The organism is Lachnospira multipara LB2003 (assembly GCF_000702205.1).
Lineage (GTDB): Bacteria > Bacillota > Clostridia > Lachnospirales > Lachnospiraceae > Lachnospira > Lachnospira multipara_A.
In genome coordinates, this window is the sequence record NZ_JNKW01000005.1 from 1 (window position 1) to 17,079 (window position 17,079).

The window sequence follows — 17,079 nt, forward strand, 5'->3', positions numbered from 1 at the left end:
TTTTTCAAAGAATTTTCAAGGTTGTCATTCTGTTCAGTTGTCAAGGTTCTATATCTTCAAAGCCTGTTGTTTACTGGCTTTGTTTTGTTTTTGTGTTGCTGCTGTATCGCAGCGACTTGTATATATTATCACCTCAGTTTTATTATGTCAACCACTTTTTCGTATTTTTTTTGATATTTTTTTATTTTTTAAAAATCATTCTTTTTCTTTATTTTATATACTATTTTTTTCTTAAGTAGCAAAAAAGCCCCTCCCACCAAAGGTAGAAAAGGGCTTTTCACTAGTTATTTTATTTTTCTTTATTTATTCTTCTTTATTCATTATAGCTAGGCTACTCTCTTTAATAATATTGCACTTAATAAATTGTTGTTATATAGAAAGGCTAAGAAGCTATTATCATTTATCTCTGTTAATAATTGTGCTCCTAGGGTTGTATTACCCATTGCTGTTATTACTATAAACAATAACCACACCACCAGCACTCCTTCGCATAATCCTAACAATAAACCTAGAGCATTATTTGCTTCATCCACAAATGGTATTCGTTCTATTATATTTGTAAAGATTAATAGTAGTCTAAAGATTAAATATAGTACTATTAATATTACTACATAAACTAATGCGTTAAAAACAATATTGGACAAGCTCAATGCTACTAGATGCACTGCTATATCATTCACACTTGTATTTCCATACTCTGCTGTTGCTTTTAGTATTTCGGATGATGACTCATCGTCTAATGCGTTCACTATACTTTCTGGTAGATCAAATTTTTCTCCAACCTGTCTCACTATTTCATTTACTTTACCTGATATTTGATTTAGTGAACTTGTATCCACTGTTTGATTTGCTAGTTCATTGCTTTTTAAATATCCTTGCACTGATTCGTTACTACTTATTGTCTCATAAAAATACTGTGCTAAGTTTTCGTCAATTGTAGAATTATTCTTTATTGTATTAGTTATTATTGGAGCAAGTATTGTTGTTAACAAAATACTTACTATCAATGATATTACTGATACTGCTATTTTTAACAATCCCTTTTTATAACCCCAGTAGGCAAACGCAAGCAATATCGCTAAAATAACTACTATTAACATATTCATCCCCCTTTATTTTAATTTTATTGTTCTTATATATTTAGAACTTATTATTATGTACTTATCCCTTCTTCCTACTGTTATCACATCTGATATCGATGAATCAAATGATATATTTGCTAATACTTTTCCTTTAAGATTCATTACACATATAGACTGCGAATTATTCATAATAATAGTCTTATTGTCCACCTGTATATTGTCGTAATCTGTATTAAACTCTGTTTCACATATTTTTTTGCCTGATAAATTGTACACCAATAACTTATATGCATTTACAGAATCTGTGTTATTTGTAACTATTCCAATTGTGTCTTTCCCATAAAAATATTTCAGAATTTCATCGTCAACTTCTATTGTCTTATACAGTTTTGGTGTCTCTTTTATTCTATATATATTTATGCTTTTTTCACTTATTGCAACTGCTTTGTTGTTAGTTAAAAACTGGACATCTCCTACTATTGTCGTGTCAAAGTCATATCCACCTACGACTCTTTCTGTCTCATTTTTACCTACCTCTGAAAAATTATAAAACACAATATTATTCTTCATTTTTTCATCATTAACATAAATATATGATGCCATTAATTTTGTGCCATCATCTGTTATGCTTATATCAAATGGATATCCATCTCCTGATAAGGTTGTTTTTACACTATATACTTTGTCGCCGGTTTTATCATACATGTTAATATAATTAGCATTATTATCCTCTAGCACTGCTACAACAATACCGTTTTTTGCTATTTCAATTTGTGTTATTAACAATGAAGTATTTATGTCTTTAATGTATCCTTTCTCATCAAAAACATATATAACATTTCCGTTTATATCTCCAACTGCTATATTTTTTTCACAGGTTTTCACCTGGGGTTTATGCATATCAAAAGACTGATCCCATATTGGTGTTCCATCTTGTTTAAAATATGATATACCATTATTACTATATCTTAAGTATCCGTCGTTATAGTCCATATATTCTGCCGATTCCACATCTTCTCGACTTTCAGATTTCACGAGTTTATAAGATGAATATGTTCTATTCTCTATCATATTCATGACAATAAGTATTACTACTACCGCGGCTATTATTCCAAGGCCTATCTTCTTAATTTTCTGTATCTTGTGTCTCTTGATTTTTTGTTTAATTTCTTCATCTGTATAAATTCCATCATTATCTGATGTTTCATTTTGAACTATTCGTTTGATGGGTGCATTCTTATCACCATTAAACCTTGGTTTACTTGATAAAATGTCAGCCATAAATCCTCCAATTTATTATCTTAGTTCTTTGAATTCTGATATTGCTTGTCCAATTGTATCAAATGAATATTCTTGCATCATCTCAGCTAATTCAAAGAGTTTGTCTTCACTGTCTATAAATTCTCTTCCTAAATAAGACTCATAATTATTAGAAATATACATCTTCTGATCGATTAATTTCTGTTCAAGAACGTCTCTTTCTTCTTTCTTAGCAGCAAGTAAATTCTTGTTTTCTTCAATCTTTCCTGTATATCTTCCTTCTATTTCAGTTATAATATCTGTTTTTGTTTTCTGCTCAAACTCATCACAAGCAGCTTCTCTTTCACTTTCTATTCGTAAAATTTCATCATTAATTTCTTGAATCTTCTCATCGTATGATTCTAGTCCATACATTTCTTCATTCTTATCTCTTTTGATAGAATGTCTTATTTTTTCAATCTTAATTTCATTTATCTTTATAAGATTTTTTATTTCCTGTGCCTGAATAATTAAATCTCTATGCTTTACCATAATTCCTGAATTTACTTTTTTATAAATCATTAAAACAAACAATGTCATTATAAACGAATATGCTACTAAAACAGCATCTGGAATTACAGTACTTAATAGTATTCCCATTGGTATTAAGCCAAATACAATTGCCACACACACAACAAAAATCACATAATCTATTGTTGTTTTAGAATTAAAAAGCGCCAAAAATAATCTTGAATTACAAAAAAGACTAACTTTTTCCTGCGCAAATGCTTTATTTATCTGTCTTTTTAATTCTCTGTTTTCTGATTTTAGATCTGCAGTTTCTAGAAGGATTCTCTCCTTAACACCTTCCATCTTTGCCTGATCTCTTTTGCTTTGTGCCTTTCTTAACTTATCTTTTCTTGCATCAACAAGTTTATCATAACTTGCGTTAATACTTGCACTTCCCTCTTTAACTCTTGAAGATACCTCTGTTTGAATATTTTTTTCTGCTGTATTTACTTCCCTTTGAAGAGCTTTAATACCTTCATTTAACTCATCTAGTGCTTCTCTATTATCATTGTATTCTGTAACATCTGATATTATCTGCTCTAAGACCTCTAAATCTCCATTTAGTATATTCTGTTCTGCCATTTTTCACTCCCTCTTTCTAAGCCAAAAGTGTATTATAAAGGTTATGGGAGACTCTCTATTCGAGAATCCCCCTGTACCTTAATAAATTAATTAAATTGTAACAACATTTAAAAAGTATCGCAATTACTTAAGATTGATTTTTTTAAAAATACAATTCTAAATGTCTATTTTTTACTATTAATGATTTGACTTATAATAATTAATTAAACATCCATCTAATATAATTTGGCGTTCATCATCTGTAAGCTCGTCCATCTTAAGTTCGAATTCTTTCATTCCCTTATTAACTACATAAGCCTTAAAACTTGTTGCCTTATTTGTTATTGCTTCCTGTACATTAGGAATAAAGATGTAATCATCATTGGCAAATGGTAACTCACCCTTATCTACGATAAATGGTAACATACCCCAGTTAATAAGATTTGATCTATATCTCTTTGTAGCATATTCATTAGCAATATTTGCCCAACCGCCAAGAACCTTCTGACAAGATGCAGCCTGTTCTCTAGCTGAACCATCTCCTGGTTTTACTGCAAAAATTGTAGAACCAACACCTGTGTTTTCTTTAGAAACATCAAAGCTTTCCTTGATTGTATGCATAATATCTCTTAATTCTGGAAGAGCCTCGCCCATACATTCTCCTGCTTCTCTTGCCTTTTCTGCCTTTTGAACTTCCTTAGCTTTTCCTACATATGCAGGGTCTTTTCTTGAAAGTGCAAATTCCGCAAGACCAAGAGGGTTTGATCTATAAGATGATGTTTCTCCTGATGGAATAAGTTCATCTGTTGTTGTAACAGGATCATGAATTTCTGATACAACCTTTATTATTAAATTCTCTGGTAAAGCTACCATTTCTGGCCAATCTTTAATGTTAGGTCCAAACTGGATTTCCTGATTTGGATCTGCAACTCCCTTACTATCAAATACTCTATTAGCATAAATTGAGCTATCAAAATGATATGTTGGGCCACTAAATTCTACATCTAAATCTGTAGCTGCTGTTAAGTAACCCTTATTAGCTGCTGTTGCTGCAATTGAACGAGCATCCATAAGTGCAACTGATGCAATCTGACCATTTTGTAACTTAGAACCTTCTCTATTAGGGAAGTTTCTAGTTGAATGTCTAATTGAGAAGGCATTGTTAGCTGGTGTATCACCTGCACCAAAGCATGGACCACAAAATGCTGTCTTAACAATAGCACCTGTTGCCATAAGGTCAGCTAATCTGCCATTTCTTGCAAGTTCCACATAAATTGGTGTTGAAGCAGGATATACAGATAATGTAAATTCATCTGCACCAATTGAACGGCCCTTTAATATATCTGCTGCCGCACAAATATTCTCAAAGCCACCACCTGCACAACCTGCAATAATTCCCTGGTCAACGTATAGCTTGCCGTTTCTAATCTTATTCTGTAAAGAATAATCCACCTGACCATCAAGACTTACTAAAGCCTTCTTCTCTACATCAGCTAAAATATCCTTTAGATTTGCATTAACTTCTTCGATTGTATATGTATTACTTGGATGGAATGGCATAGCAATCATAGGCTTAATCTTAGAAAGGTCTACATAAACTACTCCATCATAGTAAGCAACTTCACCTGGATTAAGTTCAGCATATGACTGACTTCTTCCATGAATATCATAGAATTCCTTAATTCTTTCATCTGTTCTCCAGATTGATGAAAGACATGTTGTCTCTGTTGTCATTACATCTACACCAATTCTGAAATCAGCTGATAGACTAGATACACCAGGACCTACGAATTCCATTACCTTATTCTTAACATAACCATTAGCAAACACTTCACCAATAATTGCTAATGCCACATCCTGAGGACCTACGCCCTTAGCAGGCTCGCCTGTCATATAAATAGCAACTACTCCTGGCATATTAATATCATAAGTTCTATTAAGTAACTGTTTAACAAGTTCAGGACCACCCTCGCCCATAGCCATAGTACCTAGGGCACCGTAACGAGTATGACTATCTGAACCAAGAATCATTTTTCCTGCTTCTGCAAGTTCTTCTCTAGCAAACTGGTGGATTACTGCCTGATGAGGTGGAACATAGATTCCGCCATACTTCTTAGCAGCTGTAAGTCCAAACATGTGATCATCTTCATTAATTGTACCGCCAACAGCGCATAAACTATTGTGGCAGTTTGTTAAAACATATGGAATTGGGAACTTCTCAAGCCCTGAAGCTCTTGCTGTCTGAATAATACCTACAAAAGTAATATCGTGAGAAGTCATCTTATCAAATTTGATTTTTAACTTTTCCATATTACCTGATGTATTATGCTTTTCTAAAATACCATATGCAATTGTGTTCTTCTTAGCTTCTTCTACTGAAACTTCACGACCTACTTTACTTGCTAGTTCTTGACATGCGTTAACACCATCCTCAATTATGTCAACTCCATTAACAAGATAAGCTCCGCCTTCGCTTAATTTTATCATGTTACACTCCTCCGTTTTTAAGTACTAAATACAATCCCGCGATTTAAATCTTATAATAAAGACGACACTTTACTTTTTATTTCATCAATATCTTCTTGTGTTGCCACACCTTGAGCCCATGTCACATTAACACTATCATTTACATATCTTGGAATAATATGCATATGGAAATGGAATACTGTCTGTCCTGCTGCCTCTCCATTATTCTGTACTATATTTAAGCCATCAAAATCTAGTACCTGCTTATATGCTTTTGCAATCTTAGTTGCAACTTTAAATACATGTGCTGATGTTTCTTCATCTAATTCATAAATATTATCAAAATGATTCTTAGGTAAAATTAAGACATGTCCCTTTGCTGCTGGACTTGCGTCAAAAATCACCTTTACAACTTCATCTTCATATAATGAATTTGTTGGAATTTCTCCATTTGCTAATTTACAAAAAATACAATCGTCTTTCTTCATATGCTTTCTCCCTTAATTGTTATTAGTACTTTTTTGTACACATTTACTCACTGCACTTAACTAAAGTACACCTAGTATAATAACCCAAAGCTATTTATATTACAATATTTCTATTTCTGAAAAAAGAATAATTCATCTAGCATTTTTAAGTCTTTTAGGCTGCCCTTAGCTGTCATATCTCCTGCCATAAATGAACGCTGAAATGATACTTGACCCGACACTATTTTTTCAAAAGTTTCTTTATTCATCTTGCCTATTACATCAGCATCCATATTATTACCATACTCAACTTCTATATTGCTTCCAGAAATATTTATTACAATGTTTTTTTGTTCTTTCTGGCTATCCTGATTATATTTATCTGCATCAGTTATTATTAACATATAACTTCCAATATACTTTGTTGATGGGTTAAATCCTTCTTTTAAAACATCTATAAAATATTTGTCCCCACCCTTGCTTTCAGTGTCATATAATTCCTTATACATTGCTGACAAATACTCTATATCTTCTTTTTGCTTTTTTACAAATGTATCATCAGAAGCAAATTTAGATAACTGCTCATTCTCCTGAGGTGATAAATAAACCGTTTCTTTTAATATATTCTTTTTTATCATAACGCAACTTGAAGGAAGAGTTAGAGCTTTCTTTGAAATTATTCTGTATATGTTTTCTGCGAATTTTTCTATATAAGCGTTGTAATCAACGTTAAATTCAAAATCAGATGCATTATCTACATAAGCACTCAAAGAATCACCTAGTTTTCCACCAATCATTTCCCATGAATTGTTGAAAGAGTTTACAACCTCCCTCTCACCATAAGTTCTTGATAGGACAACTGGGAACATATACACATCATCTATCTCATCCTTGTTGGCATATAACCAACAGGAATCTAGAAATTGCTGCATATATCCTCCCATTCCTACCCATTCAACCGTAGTTGCTAATATAACTCCATCGGCATCACTTACCTTTTGTCCTAATGTAGATATGCTATTTTTATTTTCATATAAATTATATCGATCCACTTTTACCTTTAATTCTTCTAAAATACTTTGGATCTTAGCGATTACTGTTAATGTGGGATCATCTGCTATCCCACGACCTCCATAATATATATTCACTCTCATAAGAAATCCCCCAGGTCAAAACATTTCCAAAACTATAATTATTAAATTAAATATAGCATGAAAGCTAGCTTATTTCAACCTTAAAGCTGACAGTTGCTATTCTAAACACATCCCCACTGCTAAGCTTAATTTTTGAATTTGGCTGTAGCTGTATATCATTAACAAATGTACCGTTAGAGGAATTTAAATCCTCTATATAATATTCCCCATCCATAAGCTTTACACACGCATGCATTCTACTAACTAATTTACTATTAATTAATATATCAGATACGTTTTTTAAATTACCAAAAACCACTGGATTTTTAGTTATATAATATGCATTTTCAAACACTTCATATCTACCCACATTCTCATCTTTAAATATTATTGAAAAATCGTTGTTTTCTATGCATCCTGCACTGTCTTCTAAGAAATATAGTTTTAAATTGTTGGCATTCTTTTGTTTTAAATAATCCGATAATAACACTGTATCTGTGGCTTCCTTCTTAAAATCCATCTCTTTGTGTTCTACAAAAGATAAATCCTTAATTGCTTGTTCATTAAAATTTTGTGCTGGCACTACTGTGTTTACTGTTTCAAAGCCAGCAAAGCTTTCTTGATTATTTCTTTCTCTAACAACATATGGTACTTCTTCTTTCTTTACTTCAAGCTTCCTTTTCTTAGTTCCCCTTCTTCCCAATAAAATCAAAAGTGAGCCTAGAATAAGCGTTATTAATGCTGCTTTAGTATTATATACATCTGGTAAAACTCCAGGTGCTAGTAACTTTATTCCGGCTACTACAAAACAAGCTAATCCAGTTACTATCATAGGTATATTTTTTTGACGTGTATTTGATTCTGGATTATCTAACAAAATCTCTTCCTTTGCTAACTGTTTAATTTCTTGTCCATTTAATTCATTCCTAACACTATTAGCACCTTCACAAACATTATCTGGCCTTACATCTAGCATTTGCTGTGGTTGGGTTGGTGGAGTTGCTGGAGTTGGTGGAATATTTGAAACCATCTGTGTCACTACAGGTGTTTCTACCACTTCTGCATCTCCCTTTTTTTGAACTAAACGGTCATAAATACTTATAAACAATTCTGGTAGCTTATATGGATCATACTCCTCGTTAATTATTTTTTGATACAGTTCATAGAGCATTACGATGTCCTTTTTATCCACAGAATGATTAAAGTGCTCTAAAATAAAATCAAAAATACTTCTTAATCCATCAGCAAATGTTACCTTCTTAATTGTTGGCAAATATATAAATTGTAATTTTCTTGTTGTTAAATCCATATAAATATACTCTGGATCTAACAACATATAATCTAAATCAAGCATATAACTATCTATATGCTTAGCTGTTTCTGAAATATCTATGCATATAGACTTAACATCATCTAGTGTTATTTTTTCATATTCATATAGCTTTGAAAACTGCTGTTTTGATGAAATATCATATTTCAAAAAGCCTACATTATTTACCACCTCAGGCTTTATTTTTAAAAAATGATCAGGTCTGTTTTTTACAATCATTTTCACCTGATAATTGTCAGCTAAAATTTCATCTGTATTTATTACTACATAATTATTTCCGTTCACTCTTTCGTAGTCTATTTTCAAATCCTCATCCATCAAATATCTATTCATTTTCATTACCTACCATCTCCTTTAGTGCATTAACAATTCGAATCCACTTTTTGGGATTATTTACACTTATCATTACACTTGTGTTTATTGACTTACTAACAAATTTACTAACCAAAGGAAAAGTAGCATTAGCAGTGATTTTAGTACTACTTTTCTTTGAATCAACTTTTATATCTATGTCATTTAAAAAAAGCGACTTGGCTGCTATGTAATCCTTAACTTTACCACAAAAAGCTTCTTCGCTTTCTTTTTTCTTATCTTCACTATCATTTCCAACAGACTGACCATCCCATGAATTTATAAACTCATATTCATACTGAATTGCTGCCTGTTCTAATGCATTTTTTAATACTATCCTATCATGCATATACATACCCACTATGCAAATTGAAACTAACATCATAAATATAAGCGGTATAATAATGGCATTTTCCACTGTATACATGGCTTCTAGCCTTTTTCGTATAATATTCTTTATCTTCATAACAACATACTCCACTCAAGTGTAAATATAATTATTGATGAAACACATAAAAATGGAATAAATGGTATACTTCCTTTTTTTGATATCTTTTTTAGGCAAAGTCCAATTATTACAAAAACTGCTGCAATAAGCGACGAAACAAAAAGAAGCACTAATCCTACAAAAAAGTCGTGCATTATCATAATTGAAAAAACTATAATACAATCTGCTAATCCAAGGCATCTAGTTAAATATGCCACTAGGCTTAATATGCAAGTAAAGACCAGAATTAAAATATAGTTTTCAATCATTATTGTTTTGTTGAAGCATAAAATATTAACGCTTTCCAACACAATGCTTATGCACAAAAACAAACTAAGCATCCAGATACTTATAGATTTCTTTTTTATATCTACATATCCCATCACTATTAAACTTACAATTGTAAAAATCTTAATAATACTGTTAAATCCTATAATGCTAAAAATATTATTCATGTTGACCTCCACATTTACTACAAGGGCGTCTGCTGCTTACACTTTCTAATGGAACTTTTTGGACATTTCTTTGTAGATGACTACACCTTGAAGATAGATGATATCTGCTGCCATAAGATGTGTAATAAACCGTTGTTCCTACACCTTTACAATGCTCGCATTTATAATATATTCCTCCAGAAGCATTTCTTTTACTTTCTATTTCTTTTGAAGATGTAGATAAAATATCTCTTGTTAAATATGTACATTGACTGTCTTTATGATAAACCGATCCATCTGGAGTTATATACACATACTCAGTTTCACTGCTTTCGTCTTCTTTACTATTTTTAGCAAACTCATCATAATCTTCGCCTAACCATCCATCAGCTACTGTCATAGCTTTTTTCTTAATTAAGCCGATGCCAAAAATATCAAATGGATTTTTTATACAATAATCAATTACAACTTCTATCTTAGAATTATTGTTTAATATAGAACTTCTAAGTACCACTAATCCTGCATTACCACCAACTATATCATGATTGCTTGCGTAATCCGTACCCAGGGTATCTATAAACATTCCTAAAAAAATCGCATCATTTAATCCCATTTGAGCAATATTTACAGCTTTATTTCCATCTTCGTTTTCTTTAAGGGAATTTATATAAGGAGCATTTTCTTTTACATTTTCATAGATATATGCATAGCTAGAACATCTTCTAACTGTTTCATATAATGCTTCATGTACTTTTGTTTCAATTGCAACTACTTGCAAAAGGTGCATTATAGTCATTACTGCAAAGAGTAAAATCGGGATAACTATTGCACCTTCTACAGTAGCACTTGCTTTAAGGTATGCCCCTTTTATATTGGATTGAATCTTTTGGGGGTTATGATCACATTTAATCATTTATCTCTTTTTCCTTTCGTAACATTAAAGGGGCACACTAACTATTTACGGTAAGAATACGATATTTCTTGTGTGTAAATATTAGATGTCTCATTTTTTCTAAACTTGGCCACACCCTTAAATGAGACTATATAATTCTTCATTCTAAAATCTGCGTGACCCAGTTCTATCATTTTTAATTCCATGGCTCCCATTGTCCTCATATTTTTAACACTTTTATCTACAATCAGAAGAAGCATTCTTAAATAATCATCATAAGCTAAACCCGAATCGCTATCGCTGTCATCTTTAAAATCCATGTTTAACATAGCATCCAAAGACAAAACCCAGGTATCATCATTCTTTACCAAAGGGACTTTACCGCCCTTCATAAGTTTTTTTAAATCAACAATGCTTTCTGCATAAGCCCACACACCTAAAATTAAATACTGTCCTGCAATTATTACTGCCGGAATGCCTGTAAAGCCAAGCAAAGTTTGAGAAAGGATTCTAGCCTGATTTTTTTTATCAGTATCAGTAATTAGATATGCTAAATTAGCACCCTCCCTTATTACTGACATTTCAAACAATGTTTTTGACAGGTTTTCCTTATCCGATTTTTCTCCACACAAAATATACTCTAAAACATAGTCGAGTTCGCCGGATTCCTGCTTTTGTAATTTTTCATCCTTAATCAAGGAAGCTGCACTATTAAAATGCATAAACAAATATTCATTATAGAGAACATCATCCTTGGCATCTTTAAGGGATATTCCAGAAGATAATTTTTCATTTTTTATATCACTTGCTAAATCTGTATACGAGATTTTTTTAGTAGAAATTGTAGAATCATCTTCAATGATCATACCTAAATATCCATTTTCTATTGTGGATTTTATATTTTTAATTTTGGATAGTCCTTGATGACTTGATGAAAAATCGATAGCTGAATAATCGAATTCCAAGTCTGAATTAGAAATTGCAGATAAATTACCTTTTAATGAATCCAATGCAGTTCTATATTGCGTAATCTTATCTTGTGTAAGGGTATCGCTTATATTATTTAGATTATTTTCTGCATTATTTAGATATGTTATGTTTTTTGAAAGACCACTTTTAATTTTCTCTATGTCACATAATTTTCTTTGTGCTGACACTCCATCCTTAGATATTTCCTTATAATCATCATTAAATGAGTTATATAAGTCATCTCCTAAGGTATCTTTATTGGTCTGAATCTTTGTATCTAGCTCATTTAGAGCTGTCACACTATTATCTTTTTCTCCGGAAAAGCCATTTGCTGCTTCAATACCTTTATTTGATACTTCCTTTGTAGATGTTACATATTCTTTTATTTTATCATAATCTCGTTTAAAAATATTGGCGTATGAATTATTACCATTTTGATTACTTGCTTCATCGCCTATTTCTTCTAAACCATCAAGACAGGTATACATATCATCGATTATAGATTTCAAATCAATATACGCTAAATCACTTGAGTTTATGACATTATAGACTTTTTCATTATCAACAGCTGCTAAGGCCATACTTGCAGGTCCATAAACACCTCTTTTGGCATAGGCACTTCCTGAAAACTGTGGTTTTCCACCCTTTATAACTAAGCTATCTTCTGTTGTCTTAATACCTTCTACTAGCGTAACTAATTTCAAAGTGTAACTATCTAGTTTTGCTAGCTGTTCTTCTACATCTTCAATCTTATCAGTAATTTCTTTTGTAGCTTCTGCCTGTTTTACAGCTTCATCAGAATCCTTGAATTTATTAACAACATCCGCATACACTCCGTACTTCATATAACTCAAAATCTCATCATAAACTCCAGCACCGCTATTATCTGTTGCATATTCAACTTCATTTATCTGTAATCCATCAAGCATAACTTCTTTTCCCATATCCGATAGGTTCGCATTAATATATTTACTAAGCTTTGCCTGATTTCTATCAGCATTTTCTAATACAAATACATTGAATTCATCAAGACAATCGTTATGATATGCTGAAAAACAAGATTCACTAGCTAATATGCATGCCTGTTTAATTCTTGTATTTATGCTAACATCTGTTGCTGATTTTAATAAAGCTGCAATTAATGACAAAATTATAGTTAAACTAAGTGTTGCTAGAATTGTTATCTGTCCACTTAGTCTTTTATTCATAAAATTAGAAGTCCTTTGTTGCATTTGTCATCTTAGATAAAAGTGATGTTACTAACGATGTAACCTGTTTTTTAAATAGACTAGCAAGGCCGATTAATACAATAATTAATTACCCTGTCCCCCAGGGAAGTAAAGAAAGAAAAGCACTCGCACAGATTCTACAGTGTATATCAAATATCTATTTAAGAACTCTATTCAAGCCAAAGAAGCTCTACTGATATCCAAGTGATATCACCTATAGATATCTAACTGATATCAGCTACTTTGGTCTTTCTAATAATCATATTCATCCAACTGGAGATTGCGACGTGTAGTCCGCTTAATGAAATTATCAGCGGAATTTGACTACACATCCGTGTGCCAATTCCACTTATTCAACGAATACAGCGGCCTACCAAACCACCATTATTCTGATTTGTTACTCACAGGGCATTTACACAGCAGGTTATCTGCAGCCCTGTATATATTTTCAGAATAATAGGCAAGCTACCCACTTTGACTAGTCACTATCGTTCCTAGTCGCGTGGTACCCTCGTTTCACTTCGGTAGCTTGCCAGGGCTAGCCCTTGGAACCCACTGGGGACTTTCATTCCCCCGTCCCCTAGAGCACATCCTCTTATCCGGTAATGGACGAAAAACCGACCTAATAACAGTCAGAAAACTGTCCCATCGGTTTTATCCCATTCCCTACTAAGAGAATTAAGGGCTCTGCCCTTGCATCCCGCCAAAGGAGCTCCGCCCCTTTTGGATAACCCGGTCGCTCACAAATGGAATGTTTCCATCCTATCAATCCAATCATTTGTAACCGATTTGTTCCGCACAATTTTGAAAGGAGATGATACGCATGGGAACAAAAGCTGCAAAAAAGAACAGAACAAGAAATCATCAGGTTAACTTCTATATGAACGATGAAGAGTATCGTAAGTTAACCAAACTGGTAACAGAATCTGGTCTGAATAAACAGACCTACCTTATCAACGCAACACTAGGAGCAACACTTGCCAATCCAGAAGCTTTAAAAGATATCCCGAAGCTCTTGTCTGAGCTTACGGAACTTTTAAATCAGTTCAAAGGTATTGGCATCAATTGTAACCAGATGGCCAAGATTGCAAACACATATAATCAGCCAGCAAATGAAAATAAACTTAAGGAACTTGCAAACGATGTACATGAAACCGGAAAGGAGGTATTGCCACTATGTCAGTCGTTAAAGCTATTAATACGAGAGCTAAATCTTCAGCAGCATTAAGTAACACCCTTGACTATATCTACAAAGATAAGAAAGTCACTGAAGAGCTTAAGCTTGTAACCGGAGATTATTTTGAAGAAAAGGTTACTGCCGATCTTGTGTATCAGCAGTTCAAAGAAACAAAGAAGTTTTGGAATAAGACTGGTGGAAGACAGTATAAGCATTTCGTTATATCCTTTCACCCAGATGAAAAGATAACTCCCGAAGAGACTTTGCTTGTTGGTAAAGAATGGGCAGAACGATGCTTTCCAGGCTTTACCTGCGCTCTTGCGAGCCACATTGATTCTGATCATTGTCACTGCCATGTAGTGGTAAATTCCGTAAACAGCATTGACGGAAGTAAAGTTCATCTGTCCAAATCAGACTTTAAACAGATGAAAAAGATTAATGATGAAATCTGTGAAGCTCATGGCTTATCTGTCTGTGTCAAAGGAAAACACTTTGATGGATCTGATATTGAAGAAGGAACTATCCGTTCCTACGATAAGAGAGATTATCGTCTTATGACAACAGATGGAAAGAAAAGCTTGAAGACAGATTGCATCAGCGCAATTCTTGCTTGTATGACTACTGCGACAAGCAAAGAAGAGTTTATCGCCCAGATGGAAGAGCACGGATATGAAGTGAAATGGGAAGATAATAGAAAGTACGTCACCTTTACACATATCGAATCCGGCAAATCTTTTAGAAATAAGAACTTAGCAGAAACATATAGTATCGAATTATCAAAGGAGGTTTTAGAAAATGCTTTTAACAGAAACAGAACAGTTCAGAAAGAGCGGTCTGATATCACAGACGAAGGAGACCGAGAGCGCAAAGTATTGGAAGAACCAGTACGAGAAGCTACAGAAAAATACGCTAACCCAGATGCAGATCATAGAACGTCAGCAGAAAAGAATAGCACAGTTGGAGGAAAGCCTGGCAATGGCACTTTCAGAGAATGGCCAGTTGAGAGACTTGACCGAAGAGTTGATGAAACAGCGAAACGAACTAGAGGAATCGTTGACTGGGGTAAAAAGCTCCGCGAAACCTTTAGTCACTGCCTTGAACAGCTTAGGTCTTTCGGTTTCGGAAGTGGACTAAAGAGCAATACTCTTGAATCAGAAGCAGATAGGGTGGCAGAGCACATTGAAGATATCCGCACTAGAATTGCCGCAATCGATCACACACTTAGAACTCAGTACCTTCCATCTCAGGGAACGGATTCGTGGATTGATAAGCAGATAACTCTTGAATATCAGGACGAATATAGACTGCTAGATGAACTTTCAGAGCTAATCAAGTCAACCTCTCCTATGGTTCTTGCATTGGCTCAGTCAAAGCGGAACACTTTCCGCCCTGAAAAAGAAGTCGATATGCTAAGAGCTTTGACTTCAAATGAATTTGAGTTAACAAAAGAAGAAGTAGCAGACAGCTTCACAACTGCACTTGCAACTGCGGACAAGATGCTTAATAATGTTCCTTCCACTATGAAATCATTGGAAGAATCTCACGGCTGTCAGCCGATTGACCACAACATTGTAAGACGCGGGCGCAGAAGATAAAAAATGGCTTGGGCTTAATCGCCCAAGCCATCTTCATCTTATACAGTAATCATGCTTACCGGATTTCAGCTTACTTCAATCTGCTGGTGCAAGAAGTCTTCCCACGTACTGATAATAAGATGCAAGATAATTAATCTTTATAATTCTAATTCAAAATCAGACTCCATACTTGGCGGAGTCTGATTTATACTGTTAGTCTTATTCAAAAATTCCACCCCAACATACCATTTAAGTTTTACTCTAATTTTAGTAGTTCATCTAAATAAGTCCATTTCTTAAAAGCTTGTAAGGAATCGTGCCATTCGCCTTCAGATACCTGATGATTTATCTGTCCGTCATACTCACTGCTTCCATCATCGTATAAGTAGTAATATAATCCACTTCCATCTTCAACAATTATGCATTTTCCATTCTCAGTCTCTAACCACGCTGTATCGGGTATAGAAGCTACAAGTATTCTGCTCTTGACCTTACTGCATTGCATATCCGTTATGTTCTTGGACATTTTAAACGTAAGAGATTCATCCTCCGGATCAGGATTCGTCCTTTCAATTTCGAGAATATCGTAGGACAAATCATTCTTCCAAAGGGATACATCCATTTCTTCTGATGATTCAAAAGGATCTTCTCCGCTTACCTTCGTACCATCGGCAGCATAGTTGCCACTTTCTCCTTTGTATGCAATCATTAAGCGGAAAACAACCCGCTCATCCTCGCCTAGCTTTTCCCCAAGGATAATAAAATTATCACTTTTAGGTTTAATGATTTCATATGTGGTTACAGTTCCATCGAAATCCCCGAAAGCATCTTTAGAAACTTCCTCGCGAGTATCCAGCTGAAAATAATCCTCCCAGTTATCCAGCGTTATATCCACTTCCTTAAAGTACGACGAAAATTCATCTAAGGATATCGCATTTTCAGCAGCCACTTCTTCAGAACTTTTACCTGACTTATTATCTTCTGTGACCTTGCTATCAACATCATCTGTTTTTTTAGCACTCTCAGCTGAATTTCCACCACATCCAGATTATAAAATGCATGCCATCATCAACATCGAGGCTATCAGTCCTAGCTTTCTAGAAAATCCCATGTCTTGT

Annotated in this window: 15 protein-coding genes; 2 read left to right on the forward strand and 13 right to left on the reverse strand. The window is 33.6% G+C overall.

Annotated features, from left to right (window positions below; genetic code table 11):
- Nucleotides 1–326: 326 nt before the first annotated feature.
- The 12 genes from T537_RS0103945 to T537_RS13255 all read right to left on the reverse strand — a co-directional run bounded on the left by T537_RS0103945 (nucleotide 327) and on the right by T537_RS13255 (nucleotide 13,295).
- On the reverse strand, nucleotides 327–1,100 hold the full coding sequence (locus tag T537_RS0103945; protein ID WP_031556421.1) for a CvpA family protein: 774 nt from the start codon (nucleotides 1,098–1,100) through the stop codon (nucleotides 327–329).
- A gap of 12 nt (nucleotides 1,101–1,112) precedes the next feature.
- Complete coding sequence (locus T537_RS0103950) at nucleotides 1,113–2,363, reverse strand: DUF5711 family protein (RefSeq protein ID WP_031556422.1); 1,251 nt, start codon at nucleotides 2,361–2,363, stop codon at nucleotides 1,113–1,115.
- A gap of 15 nt (nucleotides 2,364–2,378) precedes the next feature.
- Nucleotides 2,379–3,473, reverse strand: a complete 1,095-nt coding sequence (locus T537_RS0103955; protein ID WP_027438006.1) for a hypothetical protein — start codon at nucleotides 3,471–3,473, stop codon at nucleotides 2,379–2,381.
- 177 nt (nucleotides 3,474–3,650) lie between these two features.
- Nucleotides 3,651–5,939: a hydratase gene (locus T537_RS0103960; protein WP_031556424.1), complete on the reverse strand. Its 2,289-nt coding sequence runs from the start codon at nucleotides 5,937–5,939 to the stop codon at nucleotides 3,651–3,653.
- 50 nt (nucleotides 5,940–5,989) lie between these two features.
- Nucleotides 5,990–6,406: an HIT family protein gene (locus tag T537_RS0103965; RefSeq protein ID WP_027438004.1), complete on the reverse strand. Its 417-nt coding sequence runs from the start codon at nucleotides 6,404–6,406 to the stop codon at nucleotides 5,990–5,992.
- A 110-nt stretch (nucleotides 6,407–6,516) separates the two neighbouring features.
- Nucleotides 6,517–7,539: a hypothetical protein gene (locus T537_RS0103970; protein WP_027438003.1), complete on the reverse strand. Its 1,023-nt coding sequence runs from the start codon at nucleotides 7,537–7,539 to the stop codon at nucleotides 6,517–6,519.
- 64 nt (nucleotides 7,540–7,603) lie between these two features.
- Complete coding sequence (locus tag T537_RS0103975; protein ID WP_031556426.1) at nucleotides 7,604–9,187, reverse strand: DUF6382 and FHA domain-containing protein; 1,584 nt, start codon at nucleotides 9,185–9,187, stop codon at nucleotides 7,604–7,606.
- The gene (locus T537_RS0103980; RefSeq protein ID WP_031556428.1) at nucleotides 9,174–9,665 is read right to left on the reverse strand and encodes a TadE family protein; all 492 of its coding nucleotides are present in this window, start codon (nucleotides 9,663–9,665) and stop codon (nucleotides 9,174–9,176) included. The genes T537_RS0103975 and T537_RS0103980 overlap by 14 nt, the downstream gene beginning before the upstream one ends.
- Nucleotides 9,662–10,141 (reverse strand): hypothetical protein, encoded by a 480-nt coding sequence (locus T537_RS0103985; protein ID WP_031556430.1) that lies wholly within the window; start codon nucleotides 10,139–10,141, stop codon nucleotides 9,662–9,664. Before T537_RS0103985 ends, T537_RS0103980 begins: the two co-directional genes overlap by 4 nt.
- Nucleotides 10,134–11,033: a TadE/TadG family type IV pilus assembly protein gene (locus T537_RS0103990; RefSeq protein WP_031556432.1), complete on the reverse strand. Its 900-nt coding sequence runs from the start codon at nucleotides 11,031–11,033 to the stop codon at nucleotides 10,134–10,136. The genes T537_RS0103985 and T537_RS0103990 overlap by 8 nt, the downstream gene beginning before the upstream one ends.
- Before the next feature lie 41 nt (nucleotides 11,034–11,074).
- Nucleotides 11,075–13,189 carry a DUF5702 domain-containing protein gene (locus T537_RS0103995; RefSeq protein WP_031556434.1) on the reverse strand — a complete coding sequence of 705 codons (2,115 nt, stop codon included), beginning with the start codon at nucleotides 13,187–13,189 and terminating at the stop codon, nucleotides 11,075–11,077.
- Nucleotides 13,190–13,193: 4 nt separating this feature from the next.
- Nucleotides 13,194–13,295: a Flp1 family type IVb pilin gene (locus T537_RS13255; protein WP_081823253.1), complete on the reverse strand. Its 102-nt coding sequence runs from the start codon at nucleotides 13,293–13,295 to the stop codon at nucleotides 13,194–13,196.
- 738 nt (nucleotides 13,296–14,033) lie between these two features.
- Here T537_RS13255 and T537_RS12825 point away from each other — a divergent pair.
- Both T537_RS12825 and T537_RS12345 read left to right on the forward strand, forming a co-directional pair.
- Nucleotides 14,034–14,438 carry a plasmid mobilization protein gene (locus T537_RS12825; RefSeq protein WP_051637152.1) on the forward strand — a complete coding sequence of 135 codons (405 nt, stop codon included), beginning with the start codon at nucleotides 14,034–14,036 and terminating at the stop codon, nucleotides 14,436–14,438.
- A complete protein-coding gene (locus tag T537_RS12345; RefSeq protein WP_081823251.1) occupies nucleotides 14,387–15,982 on the forward strand; it encodes a relaxase/mobilization nuclease domain-containing protein in 1,596 nt (531 codons plus the stop codon). Before T537_RS12825 ends, T537_RS12345 begins: the two co-directional genes overlap by 52 nt.
- A gap of 235 nt (nucleotides 15,983–16,217) precedes the next feature.
- Here the strand turns inward: T537_RS12345 and T537_RS0104005 are convergent, their stop codons facing one another.
- The gene (locus T537_RS0104005; RefSeq protein WP_031556437.1) at nucleotides 16,218–16,910 is read right to left on the reverse strand and encodes a hypothetical protein; all 693 of its coding nucleotides are present in this window, start codon (nucleotides 16,908–16,910) and stop codon (nucleotides 16,218–16,220) included.
- Between the last annotated feature and the right edge of the window lie 169 nt (nucleotides 16,911–17,079).